The sequence below is a fragment of the Sphingomonas rosea genome (genome assembly GCF_039538065.1).
Classification (GTDB): domain Bacteria; phylum Pseudomonadota; class Alphaproteobacteria; order Sphingomonadales; family Sphingomonadaceae; genus Sphingomicrobium; species Sphingomicrobium rosea.
The window spans coordinates 1,883,578-1,897,592 of sequence record NZ_BAABBR010000001.1 but is presented as its reverse complement, the minus strand read 5'-3'; the positions used below and the strand labels follow the sequence as shown (position 1 = coordinate 1,897,592).

The following is a 14,015-nucleotide window of genomic DNA, read 5'->3' as shown; positions in this document are numbered from 1 at the left end:
TTCGATCGGATCGTTGCGTAGGCGGCACGCTTGCAGTCGCGCGGCTTCACCGCCAGCATCCGCGCATGACGCGCCTCCTCGCCGCCCCGCTCCTTCTCCTCCTCAGTAGCGCCGCCGCACCGGAGGAAGCGAACTGGCGATCGCAGGCATCGCGCGTGTCGATCGTCCGCGACGACTGGGGCATTGCCCATGTCCGGGGGCGGACCGACGCCGACGCGGTGTTCGGCATGATCTATGCGCAGGCCGAGGATGACTTTCCGCGGATCGAGGCCAATTATCTGACCGCGCTCGGCCGCACCGCCGAGGCCGAGGGCGAGAAGGCGATCTGGCGCGACCTCCGCGCCCGACTCTACGTCAGCGAGGACAGCCTCAAGGCGCGTTATGCCGAAAGCCCGCCATGGCTACGGCGCCTGATGGTAGCCTGGGCGGACGGTCTCAACTTCTACCTCGCCCGGCATCCCGAGGTCAGGCCGCGCGTCTTGACGCGCTTCGAGCCGTGGATGGCCTTGAGCTTCACCGAAGGCAGCATCGGCGGCGACATCGAGCGGATCGATCCGAGCAAGCTCGAGCAGTTCTATGGCAGCGCGGGCGATACCCCCGCGATGGCTGAGGCGCATGACGGCGAACCGCGCGGATCGAACGGCATCGCCATCGCACCCAGACTCACCGCCGACGGCAAGGCGCTGCTCCTCATCAACCCGCACACCAGCTTCTTCTTTCGCTCCGAGCAGCAGGTGACGAGCGACGAAGGGCTCAACGCCTATGGCGCCGCGACCTGGGGCCAGTTCTTCATCTACCAGGGTTTCAACCCGAAATTCGGCTGGATGCACACCACGAGCGGGGTCGACAGCGTCGACGAGTTTGCCTTCGACGTCCGGCAGGGGCCGCGTCCCAGTTACCGCTTCGGCAAGGAATGGCGACCGCTCGAGCAGCGCAATGTGACGCTTCGCTACCGAAGTGCCGACGGCACGCTGGCCAGCCGCACCTTCCGAATTTGGCACACGCACCGCGGTCCGGTCGTGCGCGCCGACAACGGCCGCTGGATCACCTTCGCGATGATGGACCGGCCCGTCGCCGCGCTCGAACAGAGCTTCCTGCGCACCAAGGCCAGTGACTTGCCCTCCTTCCTCGCGGTCGCGGAGCGCAAGGCCAACAGCTCGAACAACACGCTGCTGGCCACAGCCAAGGGCGAGATCGCGTTCCTCCTTCCGCAATTCGTCCCCCGCCGCGACGACCGCTTCAATTATTCAGGCGTGGTCGATGGCAGCGATCCGCGCACCGACTGGCGCGGAACGCATGCGCTCGCCGAGCTCCCGAGCACGCCCAATCCGGCGACTGGCTGGGTCCAGAACACCAATGCCTGGCCCTATCGTGCGGCCGGCAGCGCCAGCCCCGATGCGCGGCGCTTTCCGCGTTACATGGATCTCTACGGCGAAAATTATCGCGGGATCCACGCGCAGCAGCTGCTGACCGGCTCCAGAGGCTGGACACTCGAGGGCCTGCGCGCCGCCGCCTTTGACCGCAACCAGCCGGGCTTTGCCGAGCTGATGCCCCAACTCGTCCGAGCCTATGACGCGCTTCCCCGCGACGCCGCTCGCCGACGCGATCTCGCGGCGCAGATCGCGCTGCTTCGCGGCTGGGACCATCGCTGGAGCGCGGACAGCGTCGCGCAGTCGCTGGCGATGTTCTGGGGCGAGGCGATTCAGAAGAAAATGACGCCGCTCGCGAACGAATCGCGTAATCGCTTCTTCGCACGGTTAGGCTCCGGCACCACCGACGCGCAGAAGCTCGACGCGCTGGCCGAAGCGACCGCGCGCCTGACCCGCGACTTCGGACGCTGGCAGGTGCCGTGGGGCGAGATCAACCGCTTCCAGCGCATCTCGCCCGCGATCGACCATCCGTTCAGCGATGCATCGCCCAGCATCCCCCTGCCCTTCGCTTCGGGAATCTGGGGGTCGCTCGCTTCCGTCGGTTCGGGCCCCAAGCCCGGCACCAAACGCTGGTACGGGACGAGCGGCAACAGCTTCGTCGCGGCGGTCGAGTTCGGGCCACGCGTCCGCGCCGTCGCGGTCACCGCGGGCGGAGAAAGCGGCAATCCCGCCTCGCCGCACTTCACCGACCAGGCGCAGCGCTATGCGTCGGGGAACCTGCGGCCAGTCTACTTCTACCCCGACGACCTCGCCCGTCACACCGAGCGGCGCTACCGCCCGGGGGATTGAGCTATTCGCGGACGATCCGGCCGTCCTTGATCACCATCCGGACACGCCGTATCGCCCCGATGTCGGTGCTCGGATCGCCCTCGACCGCGACGAGGTCGGCGCGGAGGCCGGGCCTGATCGAGCCGCGATCGGCAAGCCCGAACGCCTTGGCATTGCCCGAGGTCGCGGCGGCGAGCACGTCGAGCGGGCGCATGCCATTCGCCACCATCAGCGCCATCTCGCGGGCATTGTCGCCATGGGCGTAGACGCCGACGTCGCCGCCCATGCAGATCGACACGCCTGACTTGAGCGCCAGCGCGAAAGCCTTCCGGCTGAGCGCGACCGAGGCCGGCGCCGGCTCAGTCCCGGTCCAGCCCCCGTAGCGCGCGACCGCGTCGGACGCCGCCAGCGTCGGGCAAAGCGTCATGCCGCGCGCCTTCATCGCGGCGAAGATTTCGGTGGTCCCGCCATAGCCATGCTCGATCGTGTCCGCTCCCGCCGCGATCGCCCGGCGCATGCCCTCGGGGGTCGAGGTGTGGATCGCGACCTGCCGCCCCGCGTCATGCGCGGCGTCCACCGCCGCCTTGAGCTCGGCCAGCGAGAAGGTCGGGCGGCTGTCCTCGCCCGCGCGCCAGCGATAGTCGCCGTAGAGTTTCACCACGTCCGCGCCGGCCGCAATCTGCGAGCGCACGGCCGTGACCACTTCGTCGACCCCGCTTGCTTCCTCCGCGCCCTGCGGCACCTCGACGCCCGGCTCGAAACCCTTGGGGCCATAAGCGCCGCGCGCGACGATCGCCTTGGTCGCGACGACGAGATGCGGGCCGGGCACGATCCCCGCGTCGATCGCCTGGCGGAGCCCGACGTCGGCATAGCCCGCGCCTTCGGTGCCAAGGTCGCGCTCGGTGGTGAAGCCCGCCTCGAGCGTCTGCCGGGCATGGACCACCGCGCGGGCGGTGCGCAGCGCCAGAGGCTCGTTCAGCACCTGCGAGTCCCATTTGGCTTCGTTGTAGGGGTGCAGGAACAGATGCCCGTGCCCCTCGATCATGCCGGGCATCAGGGTCGTTCCGGGAAGCTCGATCACGCGGCTTCCGGCAGGTGCGGACAGGGCCGGCCCGACCGCCTCGATCCGGCCGCCGCGTATCAGCACCTGCCAGCCGGCGTGCGGGGCGCCGGCGCCATCGAACACGCGGGCGGGCTTCAGCAGCAGGGCATCGGCAGTGGCGGCCTGCGGCTGCGCGGCCGCAATGGCGGCAAGGGCGATAAAGCTGATCGGCACGGCGAGGCTCTCCTTTGCGGGCAGCCAAGCCCAGAGCGCGCCACGACGCAAGACGAGCGAGCGGCCCGCCGGGAGGAATCGGCGGACCGCTGCTGTTTGCCTGCCCCCGGGGGAAGGGCCGGCAAGCTCACGGGGGGAGTGCGAGCTTAGTGGTTCCTCGAAGCGCGAGCGCTTCCTTCGGCCGAGCCGCTGGCGTTGCCCGAGGCCGACAGGCTGCCGGCGTTGCGGGCCGCGCCAAGCGCTCCGCCGAGCGCGCCCGAGGCCTGGCCTTGCGCCTGCCCTCGCGCTTCGGCGACTTGGCCGCGCATCGCGTCGACCTGGCCGCGCGCCGTCCCGGCCGCGCTCCCCGCGACCGAGCGGACCGCATCGGTGCCAAGCGCCTGGACGCCGAAGCCGGCGCTCTTCTCGCCCGAGGCGCTACCGGCGAGCGAGCCGGCGAGACCGCCCGACTGGCCACCGCCCGCGGCATTAAGCGCGCCTTCGGCGGCACCCGCGAGCGAGCCCGCGAGACCGACGTCACCGCTGGCCGAGCCGCTGCGCGTGTCGATCGAGCGGCTCGAGGTCACCGAGCCCGCGCCGCTAACGCTGCTGGTGACGCTGTTGGTGATCGACCCGGTGACGCCGCTCAGCGTCCCGTTCAGCGAGCCGGTACCGCCAAGCGCGCCGCCCAGGCTGCCGCCGAGCGAATTGCTGCCGTTGAGCGTGCCGTTGACGACGCCGCCGACCGAGCCGCCGAGATTGCCGAGCAGCTGGGCCGAAGCGGGCGCCGCCGCGGTACCGGCGAGGAGGGCGAGTGCGAGCGTGAAGCGAACCATGTGACAAACCTTTCGTGTCGTTTGCGAATTTCGTGCAGCCACGGGGAGCTTGCATCAGGAGAACGACACCGCTTCCAAGCTTCATCCCGGCGCGGCGATTTTATTTCGCTCCGACAACTTTCGGGTCGGTGCGGCAGGTCCGGCAGACGATCCCGCGCCCGACCTTGCCGCGCCCCTGCGCGACCTCGCGCTCCAACGCCTGCGCCGAGCCGGTCGCGGCCAGCCGCGCGGCGACCAGCGGTGTCGCGAAGCTCGTGCCCCGCACCTTGGCATAGCCCCGGCCGGGGAGCGCCGCCGCCATGTCCGCACCCGGCGCCGCAAAATCCAGCCGCGCCGCCCGGCCGGCTTCGGGCAAGGCCCGGTCGCGCGCGTCGACGGCCGTGACCGCCGTCACGGCGGGATAGGCCGCCGGATACTGGATCGGAGCGGCGGGGCCGTCGTTGCCGACCGCCGCAACCATCCGGATGCCGCGGGCGGCCAGGATCGCGACCGCGCGCTGGAGGAGGATGCTGCTCGGCCCGACCAGGCTGATGCTTATCGCATCGGGGTTCTTGGACGCCGCCCATGCAAGCGCCCGGACGATCGCGCTCGCGCTGCCCGCCGCAGGGCTGCCGCCATAGACGTCGGCGACATAGAGCGTCGCGCCGCCCGCCGCGCCGCGGAACTGCCCGTCCTGCCCGACGAGCAGCGAGGCCACCGCCGTGCCGTGCCCGGTCGGCTTGGCCGCGCCGGCAAAGCCCTGCTGCACGAGGCGGGCGCGGGCGAGACTGGGGTGCGCCGCCACCCCGCCATCGATCATCACGATGACCTTGCCTGCGGGCACCGGTGGCGGCGAGGCACCGGCCAAGACCGCGCCCGCGATCGGCAGCAGCGCGCCGCCGGCAGGCTCGTAGATCGGGTCGGCGTCGAGGGTCATTCCCGGTGCGGCCTTGGCCAATTGCTTGACGCCTTCCTTCACCGAAATCCCGCGCGGCAGGCGCAGGGTGACGCTCGTCAGCCCACCGAGATCCTCGCGCGCCTCGACCCGGTATCCGAGCCGCGCCGCACGGGCGAGGTCCTCGGCGTCGGGATCGATCGCAATCAGCACCCCGCGGCGGACGGGCGCCCCGCCCTGCCCCATCTCGAGGGTCTCGCGGTTGGTGCGGACCAGCTCGCCCAGTCGAAGCCGCCGCAATTCGGCGAGCGAGCTTTCGGCCAGCCCGCCGATCGCCGGGGCGACACCAAGCCGGTCGAGGCTGGGCGCGATCGCCGCCTGCTGCTCGCTTTGGCTGATCCCCGACAGGAGGTCGCCCACCACCGGCAGCCCGCGCGTCGCGCCCGGCAGCGGCAGCGACGGTACACCCACCGGAAGCGAGGGCAGCAATTGCGCCCGCGCGGCGGTGCCCGCGGCAAGCGCGGCGCCGGCCATGAGCAGGGCGGCAAGGGCGGATGAGCGTCTGGACATTCGAGGCTACCTTAATCAGTTCGGCGTCGCGGATGAAACGGCAGGCCAGCGTCGTTTCATCCCCCGATGGAGCAGAATGACAAAACGGGACGAATTTGCCGACGCGCTGGGTTCGATGCTGCCGCGGCTGCGGCGCTTCGCCTTTTCCCTCTCGCGCAATCCGGCGGACGCGGACGACCTTGCCGCGCAGGCGGTCGAGCGTGCGCTCAGAAGCCGCGACCAGTTCACGCCGGGGACGCGGCTCGATTCCTGGCTGTTCCGGATCACCCGCAACCTGTGGATCGACGAGGGCCGCAGTCGTCAGCGCAAGGCCGCCTGGGAAGCGCCGCCCGAAGCTGGCGAACAGGTCGGCTTCGACGGAGCGGCGGCGATCGAGCGTTCGGCCGAACTCGCCACCGTCATGAGCGCCATGAGCGCGCTTCCCGACGAACAGCGCGAAGTGGTCTCGCTGATCATGATCGAGGGTCTCGGCTATCGCGAGACGGCCGAATTGCTCGGCCTGCCGATCGGAACCGTTTCGAGCCGCCTCGTACGCGGCCGCACTGCCTTGCTCGCCTCGCTTGGCGGAGGAGCTGACCAATGACCGACGACCCCGATTTCTATGCCTGGCTCGATGGTGAGCTGGCCGAACCGCAGGCAAGCGCGATGGCCGCCAAGGTCGCCGCCGATCCCGACCTGTCGGCCTTCGCCGCCGAGCATCGCGCGCTCGGGCAGCGCCTTAGCGCCGCCTTCGCGCCCATCGTTGACGCGCCCGTTCCCGACGCGCTTCGCGCAGCCGCGACACCCTCGGCCGACGTCATCGACTTCGCCGCCGCCCGTGCGCGCAAGACGCGGCGCTGGACCGTCACCGGCCTCGCCATGGCGGCCAGCCTCGCGCTCGGCCTCACGCTGGGTGTCGCCATGCCGCGCGGCGGGAGCGGGAGCTTCGAGACCCGGGACGGCCGCCTCGCCGCCGCCGGGACGCTCGACCACGCGCTCGACACCCAGCTCGCCAGCGCGGGCGAGCAATCCGGCGTCCGCATCGGGCTCACCTTCAAGGACGAAAGCGGCCGCTATTGCCGATCCTTCTCCAGCGGGGCGCAGAGCGGCCTTGCCTGCCGCAAGGGCGGCGACTGGGCGATCGAAGGGCTGGTCGCGGGGCAGAGTGGCCGCGGCGATTATCGCATGGCGGCGGGCCCCGACCCCGCGCTCGGCGCGCTGATCGATGCTCGCATCGCCGGCGATCCGCTCGACCCCGCCGGTGAAGCCAGGCTCGTCGAGGGCGGTTGGAAGAACTGACGCCTTTGCCTTTTGACCGGGGCCCGACCACAACAAGGTTTGTATCCGGCAGAAGGGCGAAAACAGGGCATCATGGCAGGGCATATCGTTCATCCCCATCACGAAGCCGTGCCGCCGCGCGCGCTGCCCTGGTACCGGCATCTCTACCTGCAGGTTCTCGTTGCGATCGTTGCGGGCGTGCTGGTCGGCTATTTCTTCCCCGACACCGGCAAGGCGCTGAAGCCGCTCGGCGACGGCTTCATCAAGCTGGTGAAGATGATCATCGCTCCGGTTATCTTTCTGACCATCGTCACGGGGATCGCGGGGATGCGTGACCTCGGGCGGGTCGGGCGCGTGGTCGGCAAGGCCTTCGCCTATTTCCTGTTCTTCTCGACGCTGGCGCTGATCCTCGGCCTCATCGTCGGCAACGTGATCCAGCCCGGCGCCGGGCTCAACATCGATCCCGCCACCCTCGATAGCGCGCAGATCGGCACCTATGCCAAACAGGCGCACGAGAGCACGGTCACCGGCTTCCTGCTCGGCATCATTCCCGACACCGTCGTCTCGGCACTGACCTCGGGGAACATCCTCCAGACCTTGTTCGTCGCGGTGCTGTTCGGCATCGCGCTGGCGCTGGTCGGCCCGCGCGGCGATCGCCTGCTGAGCGCGCTCGAGGACCTGTCGCTCGCCTTCTTCAAGCTCGTCGCGATCCTGATGAAGGCGGCCCCGGTCGGTGCGTTCGGCGCCATGGCGTTCACCATCGGCGCCTACGGGATTGGCACCCTCGCCAACCTCGTCGGCCTCGTCGCGACATTCTACCTCACCTCCCTGCTCTTCGTTCTGCTGGTGCTCGGCGCCGTCGCGCGGCTGGCCGGTTTCTCGATTCTCAAGCTTATCGGTTACCTGAAGGGCGAGCTGCTGCTGGTGCTCGGCACCTCCTCGTCCGAAAGCGCGCTTCCTGCCCTCATGGAGAAGCTCGAACGCGCGGGCTGTCCCAAGTCGGTGGTCGGGCTGGTCGTCCCGACCGGCTATTCGTTCAATCTCGACGGCACCAACATCTACATGACGCTGGCCGCCCTGTTCATCGCGCAAGCGACCGGGGTCGACCTCAGCCTCGGCGACCAGTTGCTGCTGCTCGGCGTCGCGATGCTATCGTCGAAGGGCGCCGCCGGGGTGACTGGCGCGGGCTTCATCACGCTAGCCGCGACCCTTTCGATCGTGCCGTCGGTCCCGATCGCGGGCATGGCGCTGATCCTCGGCGTCGACCGCTTCATGTCCGAGTGCCGGAGCCTCACCAACTTCATCGGCAATGCGGTGGCGACGATCGTCATCGCGCGCTGGGAGGGCGGCTTCGACCGCGCCCACTTCGACGCCGCGATCGCGGGCGAGCTCCCAAGCGTCGAGGAACTTCCCGAGGGCGCGATCGCACCGTAAGCGGCCCTTCGCTCTCATGCCCAGCATCATCCCCATCGACGATCCCGACGACCCGCGTATCGACGCCTATCGCGACATTCGCGAGCGTGACCTCGTCGGTCGCGCGGGCTTGTTCATCGCCGAGGGCCGCGTGGTCCTCGAAAAGCTGGTCGGCTCGACCCGCTTCCGGCCCGTGTCCCTGCTGATCGCCGCCAAGCGGCTTGCGTCGCTCGACGGCCTCCTCGCCGAGCTTCCCGACGACGTGCCGGTCTTTGCCTGCGAGCAAGCGGTGTTCGACCGGATCGCGGGCTTTCCGGTCCACCGCGGCATCCTCGCCATCGCCCGACAAGTCGACAAGCCCACGCCCGACGCCTTGCTCGAAAGCGCCGAAGACGTGCTGTTCCTGTCGGCGATCGCCAATCACGACAACATGGGCGGCATCTTCCGCAACGCCGCCGCCTTCGGCATCGGGGCAGTGCTGCTCGATCCCGACTGCTGTGACCCGCTCTACCGCAAGGCGATCCGCGTTTCGGTCGGGGCGACCCTCCTGGTGCCTTTCGCGCGCCTCGACCGCGGCGAGGACGCGCTGGCGCTTTTCGAACGCCACGAGGTCGCGAGCGTGGCGCTGAGCCCCGCCGGCGACACCCTGCTCCATGGCTGGCGCCCGGCGGCGCGCAATGCCCTGCTGCTGGGTGCCGAAGGCCCCGGCCTGTCCCCGGCCCTCCTTGCACGCACCCGAAGCCTGCGGATCGCCATGGCCAACGGCTTCGATTCCCTGAACGTCGCGACCACGTCGGGGATCGTGCTTCATCATCTCTCCGCCTATCGGGTGTGACATCGCACTACCGAAACGGAGACGAGGATGACCGAGCCTGCCAAGGCATGGGACGCGGCGCAGGTGCGCAAGTGGCTCGAGAAGCGGCGCGAGTCTGCCAAGCTCGACCAGGCCGCCGCGGACCGGCGCGGTTACGAGGCCCGCGACGATTATGACAAGGCCGCCGCCGAGGACTGGGTTTGCCGCACCCTGCTGGTCGGTGACGACACGAACGAACAGGCAAGCCTCGCCAAGCGCCTCAAAGAACTGATCGCGCGCGACGACTATCCCGCGACCGGCATCAACGACGATGAGCGCTTCGAGCGGCACGTCCGTACCTATCTGCGAAAGGTCGCCAAGATGACCAAGGCAAATGAAGGCTTCGAGAAGATGCTGCGCTACCAGTGATGGCGCGGCACTGATCGACCGGCCATCCTGTTCCGCGCCCGGACTTCACCCTAAGGAAGGCGCCATGTCGCATCCCTCCACCGCCAAACCTTCCGCCATCGCTTCCCCGGGCAATGCGAGTGCGGTCTCCACGCGAATGCGCCTCAAGGCAATCGTCGGCGGCGCCACCGGCAATCTCGTCGAATGGTATGACTGGTACGCCTATGCGGCTTTCACGCTCTATTTCGCGCCGCACTTCTTCCCCTCGGCCGATCCGACCGCGCAATTGCTCGGCGCCGCGGCGGTGTTCGCGGTCGGCTTCTTCATGCGGCCGCTCGGCGCATGGATCATGGGAATCTATGCCGATCGCCGCGGGCGAAAGAGCGGGCTCGCGCTGTCGGTGACCTTGATGTGCGCGGGCTCGCTGATGATCGCGGTCTCACCCACCTACCAGCAGGCCGGGCTGGTCGCGCCCGCCGTACTGCTGGTCGCCCGGCTGCTGCAGGGCCTGTCGGTCGGCGGCGAATATGGCGCGAGCGCGACCTATCTGTCGGAGATGGCGGGCCGCAAGCGGCGCGGCTTCTTCTCTTCCTTCCAATATGTCACGCTGATCGGCGGCCAGCTCACCGCGATCGGCGTGCTTCTCGTGCTTCAGGCGACCATGTCGGAAGCCGCACTCGAAGACTGGGGCTGGCGCATCCCGTTCGCGATCGGCGCAGTGCTGGCGATCGTGGTGTTCTGGATCCGCCGCGGCCTCGCCGAGACCCAGAGCTTCACCAAAGCCCGCGCGACCGATGCCCCCGCCTCGAGCGCCCTCGCCCTCTTCCGGCACCACCCGCGCGAGGCGGTCACGGTGATGCTGCTCACCGCCGGGGGCACGCTCGCCTTCTACGCTTACTCGATTTACATGCAGAAATTCCTCGTCAACACCTCGGGGTTCGACCGCGAGACCGCCTCGCGCATCAACGGCGCAAGCCTGTTCCTCTTCATGCTGTTGCAACCACTGGCCGGCGCGCTGTCCGACCGGGTCGGCCGCAAGCCCCTGCTCATCGGTTTTGGCGTGGCGGGGGTCGTCGGCACCTATCCCCTGTTCGCGACGCTCGAGACGACGCGCGACCCGTGGATGGCCTTCGCGCTGGTCATGGTCGGGCTCGTGATCGTCACCGGCTACACAGCAATCAACGCCGTCGTGAAGGCCGAGCTCTTCCCCGCGCATATCCGCGCACTCGGCGTGGCACTGCCCTATGCGCTCGCCAACACGCTGTTCGGCGGCACCGCCGAATATGTTGCGCTGCGCTTTAAGGATGCGGGCTGGGAGCGCGGCTTCTACTGGTACGTGACCGCGGTGATCGCCGCCTCGCTCGTCGTCTATCTGCGGATGAAAGACACGCGCGACAGCAGTGCGATCGCCGAGGACTGAGCGCGCGCCGGAACGCGCGCGCCTGTCCAAGCGCTTCGCGCTTATCCCTGCCTTGCCGAGTGAAAGAGACCTGCCTTGTCTGACCGCCTGAAGGTAATGCTCCAGCACCTGCTGCCCAAGCAACGGCTCACCACCTTCGCGGGGCACGTCGCCGGCGGGCAGCACGGCGCTGCCACCACCCGCCTGATCCGATGGTTCGTCGGCAAATATCAGGTCGACATGAGCGAGGCCGAAAATCCCGACATCGCCAGCTATCGCAGCTTCAACGACTTCTTCACCCGGCCGCTGAAAGCCGGCGCACGCCCGCTCGCTGTGGCCGACTTCACCTGCCCGGTCGACGGCGCCATCAGCCAGTTCGGAGCGATCGACGACCACCACATCGTCCAGGCCAAGGGGCATCGCTTTACGACCACCGCGCTGGTCGGCGGCGACGCAGGGCTGGCGGCCGACTTCCGCCACGGCCACTTCGCCAACCTCTATCTGTCGCCGAAGGACTATCATCGCCTGCACATGCCGTGCGACGGCCGCCTCGTGCGGATGATCTACGTCCCCGGCACCCTCTTCTCGGTCAATCCCGTGACCGCTCGCGGCGTGCCCGGCCTGTTCGCGCGCAACGAACGCGTCGTCTGCGTCTTCGATTCCCCCGAGCACGGCCGCTTCGTCATGGTCCTCGTCGGCGCGACGATCGTCGGCAGCATGGCCACCGTCTGGCACGGCGTCGTCAATCCCAGGCGCACCGGCAAGGTCGCCGAATGGGACTATGCCGACCGCGACATTGTCCTTCGCCAGGGCGAGGAAATGGGCCGCTTCCTCCTCGGGTCGACGATCGTCATGCTGTTCCGAAAAGGGGCCATCGCCTTCAATCCCGACTGGGCACCCGAGCGCTCCGTCCGCCTTGGCGAGATGATGGGCAACCGCCCGGCCTGACCGTCGACGGCAGGCTCGAATCGGGCAAACCGGTCAATGCCACGGGCCTGCGCCAACTGCGCGCCGGATCGCCGGAGATTATCGCGACCCGTCGAAATCCTTGAGGAGCAAACGCCGGACCCAGCGCACATCGCTGACGCCAGAGCGTGGCATGCCGATGTCGTTGCGGCGGGCGCCGGGACCGTAGGAGCCGCGCTCGAAAAAGCGGGAATCCTGGGGGCGGAAGACGTCGGTCATCGTGCCGTCGCGCGCCGTGCCGTTCATCGTGGCCCAGCCATCGCGCGCGATGTGCGCGTCCATGTAGCAGTCGAGGAACGAGACCTGGCCCACGGCGCGCGGGTTGGCGTAGCGACCGTCGGCAAAGCGGGTCGTCGGGTGCCAAGGCCGGGCGAGGCCGACGACACCGTCGGGGACGCCGGCTTCGCGAGTCAGGCGTGAACGGCTGATGATGATCCCGACCGGATCGTCGAGCAGCGTCGAGGGCGCCGCGATGAAGGACTGGAAGGTCGAGCCGTCCGAGGGCGCCGAACGGACCCGCGAACGGATCTCCGAACGCTCGATCAGCAACTGGCCGTTGCCGAAGATGAAGTCGACGTTGCCCGCGATGAGGCTGTCGGTGATGTGCGCGCGCTTGCCGTTGGCGAACAGCGTGTCCTGGTAGCCCAAGAGGGCGCTACGCCGGATCGACACCCGATCGCTGTGGATGTCGAGCAGCAGCGCGACCGCCTGCGGATTGCCGACCTTGGCCGGGTCGCCGTTCGCAAGGCGATCGTTGGCGAGATAATTCCAGTCATTCTCGACCGTCAGTTCCGAAACGATCACATCCGGCGCGTCGATCGTGAGGGTCGCCGAACCAGGCGTTCCCCAGCCATCCCGGTGAAAGGCCTTGGATGTTTGCGCGACCGCGTCGAAGCGGATCCGGGTCCGCGCCTGTCCGCTGCCGACGAGGCGAAGCCGTGCCCGGCGGATCGTCACCTTTTCGCGATAGTCGCCCGGAGCCACCCTGACCGTCAGCCAGCTTCCGCTCGTGTCGCGAGCGGCGGCGTCGAGCGCGGCGCCGACGGTGCGGAAGCAGCGTCCGCCATCGCGGCAGTCGGGGCGCACCGTCAGCGACTGCGCAGCGGCGGGCGCCTCGCTCACGAGCCCAACGGCACAGGCCAGCAGCAACCAGAGCGAACGCGGCATCACTTCCTGCCTTTCCGGGCTTCGTCGGCGGCGACGGCGCGCAGGAAGCGGTCGATCCGCTCCACCGCGACGCCGAGATAGGGTTCGAACAGCCACAGGTCGTGCGGCGAGCGGGCGAAAGTGTAGCTGTCGGTTCGGATGCCCTTGGCCTTGAGCGCCGCGAGCACAGCCTCGCGGCCGGCGGTGAAGCGCGGGGCGCTGCTGGCGATGACGAGGGTCGGCGGGGAGGCAGCCCCGACATAGGTGGCGGCGCTCGCCTCGCGCCAGCGCTGCGGGACCTGCTCAAACGAACCGCCGAGCCACTGGGCGAAGGGTGACGCGGGACCGGCGGCATTCTCGAAGCCGAGCGCGAACGGCGTGGTCATGTCGAGCACGCCGTCGAGGTCAACCAGCGCGTTCGGCACCGCCTTGCCGGCACCGTACGCATCGGTTCCGCGATAGGCGAGGAGCGCCGCCATCTGCCCCCCCGACGAGGCACCGCCGATCGCGATGCGCGATGGCTTGAGGCCATAATGCTTCGCATTGCCCTGCGCCCAGGCCAGGGCATCGGCGACGTCGCGCATGCCGGCAGGATAAGGTGCCTCTGGCGCGAGCCGGTATTCGGGGAGAAATACGGTGTAGCCGCGCCGCGCGAGCCGGTTCGCCAGCGCATAGAAATGCGCCTTCGACCCCGACCGCCACGCTCCGCCATGGACCAGCAACAGTCCCTGCCCCCGGTTCAGCGCCGGAGCGGGCCGGAAGATGTCGAGGTGGAGATCGCGTTCGCCGGCGGTCTTGTAGGCGAGGTCGAAGTCGATCCGCTGCCCACTATTTGGCGCGAACACCGGCAGGGCAATGCCCGGATACTCGTCCCGATATTGCGCGAAGCGGCGGGCGATC

At 69.0% G+C, this 14,015-nt stretch carries 13 protein-coding genes; 8 read left to right on the top strand and 5 right to left on the bottom strand.

The window, feature by feature from the left end; translation table 11 throughout:
• Window positions 1–65: 65 nt before the first annotated feature.
• Complete coding sequence (locus ABD693_RS09435) at window positions 66–2,219, top strand: penicillin acylase family protein (RefSeq protein WP_344696811.1); 2,154 nt, start codon at window positions 66–68, stop codon at window positions 2,217–2,219.
• Between the two features lies 1 nt (window position 2,220).
• On the opposite strand, the gene ABD693_RS09430 is transcribed toward ABD693_RS09435, so the two are convergent.
• From ABD693_RS09430 to ABD693_RS09420, 3 genes are all read right to left on the bottom strand, one after another.
• On the bottom strand, window positions 2,221–3,468 hold the full coding sequence (locus tag ABD693_RS09430; RefSeq protein WP_344697609.1) for a metal-dependent hydrolase family protein: 1,248 nt from the start codon (window positions 3,466–3,468) through the stop codon (window positions 2,221–2,223).
• 152 nt (window positions 3,469–3,620) lie between these two features.
• On the bottom strand, window positions 3,621–4,289 hold the full coding sequence (locus ABD693_RS09425) for a hypothetical protein (protein WP_344696810.1): 669 nt from the start codon (window positions 4,287–4,289) through the stop codon (window positions 3,621–3,623).
• A 100-nt stretch (window positions 4,290–4,389) separates the two neighbouring features.
• Entirely contained in the window at window positions 4,390–5,697 is a 1,308-nt protein-coding gene (locus ABD693_RS09420) for a S8 family serine peptidase (RefSeq protein ID WP_344696809.1), read from the bottom strand.
• Between the two features lie 112 nt (window positions 5,698–5,809).
• On the opposite strand from ABD693_RS09420, the gene ABD693_RS09415 reads away from it, so the two are divergent.
• From ABD693_RS09415 to asd, 7 genes are all read left to right on the top strand, one after another.
• Complete coding sequence (locus tag ABD693_RS09415) at window positions 5,810–6,316, top strand: RNA polymerase sigma factor (RefSeq protein WP_344697608.1); 507 nt, start codon at window positions 5,810–5,812, stop codon at window positions 6,314–6,316.
• Window positions 6,313–7,011, top strand: coding sequence for an anti-sigma factor (locus ABD693_RS09410; RefSeq protein ID WP_344696808.1), 699 nt, complete (start codon window positions 6,313–6,315; stop codon window positions 7,009–7,011). Before ABD693_RS09415 ends, ABD693_RS09410 begins: the two co-directional genes overlap by 4 nt.
• Window positions 7,012–7,083: 72 nt before the next feature.
• Window positions 7,084–8,424 (top strand): dicarboxylate/amino acid:cation symporter, encoded by a 1,341-nt coding sequence (locus ABD693_RS09405; protein ID WP_344696807.1) that lies wholly within the window; start codon window positions 7,084–7,086, stop codon window positions 8,422–8,424.
• Window positions 8,425–8,440: 16 nt separating this feature from the next.
• On the top strand, window positions 8,441–9,238 hold the full coding sequence (locus ABD693_RS09400) for a TrmH family RNA methyltransferase (RefSeq protein WP_344696806.1): 798 nt from the start codon (window positions 8,441–8,443) through the stop codon (window positions 9,236–9,238).
• 27 nt (window positions 9,239–9,265) lie between these two features.
• Entirely contained in the window at window positions 9,266–9,625 is a 360-nt protein-coding gene (locus ABD693_RS09395) for a hypothetical protein (RefSeq protein WP_344696805.1), read from the top strand.
• Between the two features lie 64 nt (window positions 9,626–9,689).
• Entirely contained in the window at window positions 9,690–11,024 is a 1,335-nt protein-coding gene (locus ABD693_RS09390; RefSeq protein ID WP_425567273.1) for an MFS transporter, read from the top strand.
• A 75-nt stretch (window positions 11,025–11,099) separates the two neighbouring features.
• Complete coding sequence (gene asd / locus ABD693_RS09385) at window positions 11,100–11,951, top strand: archaetidylserine decarboxylase (RefSeq protein ID WP_344696804.1); 852 nt, start codon at window positions 11,100–11,102, stop codon at window positions 11,949–11,951.
• Between the two features lie 78 nt (window positions 11,952–12,029).
• Here asd and ABD693_RS09380 read toward each other — a convergent pair whose 3' ends face one another.
• Together ABD693_RS09380 and ABD693_RS09375 are read right to left on the bottom strand one after the other, a co-directional pair.
• The gene (locus ABD693_RS09380) at window positions 12,030–13,136 is read right to left on the bottom strand and encodes a pectinesterase family protein (RefSeq protein ID WP_344696803.1); all 1,107 of its coding nucleotides are present in this window, start codon (window positions 13,134–13,136) and stop codon (window positions 12,030–12,032) included.
• Complete coding sequence (locus ABD693_RS09375) at window positions 13,136–13,960, bottom strand: alpha/beta hydrolase (RefSeq protein ID WP_344696802.1); 825 nt, start codon at window positions 13,958–13,960, stop codon at window positions 13,136–13,138. Before ABD693_RS09375 ends, ABD693_RS09380 begins: the two co-directional genes overlap by 1 nt.
• Window positions 13,961–14,015: the final 55 nt, after the last annotated feature.

What these genes read in the sequence shown, in the direction of transcription:
- ABD693_RS09435 (WP_344696811.1), top strand. Translation starts at nt 66, where the DNA reads ATGACGCGCCTCCTCGCCGCCCCGCTCCTTCTCCTCCTCAGTAGCGCC.
- ABD693_RS09425 (WP_344696810.1), bottom strand. Translation starts at nt 4,289, where the DNA reads ATGGTTCGCTTCACGCTCGCACTCGCCCTCCTCGCCGGTACCGCGGCG.
- ABD693_RS09420 (WP_344696809.1), bottom strand. Translation starts at nt 5,697, where the DNA reads ATGGCCGGCGCCGCGCTTGCCGCGGGCACCGCCGCGCGGGCGCAATTG.
- ABD693_RS09415 (WP_344697608.1), top strand. Translation starts at nt 5,810, where the DNA reads ATGACAAAACGGGACGAATTTGCCGACGCGCTGGGTTCGATGCTGCCG.
- ABD693_RS09410 (WP_344696808.1), top strand. Translation starts at nt 6,313, where the DNA reads ATGACCGACGACCCCGATTTCTATGCCTGGCTCGATGGTGAGCTGGCC.
- ABD693_RS09405 (WP_344696807.1), top strand. Translation starts at nt 7,084, where the DNA reads ATGGCAGGGCATATCGTTCATCCCCATCACGAAGCCGTGCCGCCGCGC.
- ABD693_RS09400 (WP_344696806.1), top strand. Translation starts at nt 8,441, where the DNA reads ATGCCCAGCATCATCCCCATCGACGATCCCGACGACCCGCGTATCGAC.
- ABD693_RS09395 (WP_344696805.1), top strand. Translation starts at nt 9,266, where the DNA reads ATGACCGAGCCTGCCAAGGCATGGGACGCGGCGCAGGTGCGCAAGTGG.
- ABD693_RS09390 (WP_425567273.1), top strand. Translation starts at nt 9,690, where the DNA reads ATGTCGCATCCCTCCACCGCCAAACCTTCCGCCATCGCTTCCCCGGGC.
- ABD693_RS09380 (WP_344696803.1), bottom strand. Translation starts at nt 13,136, where the DNA reads ATGCCGCGTTCGCTCTGGTTGCTGCTGGCCTGTGCCGTTGGGCTCGTG.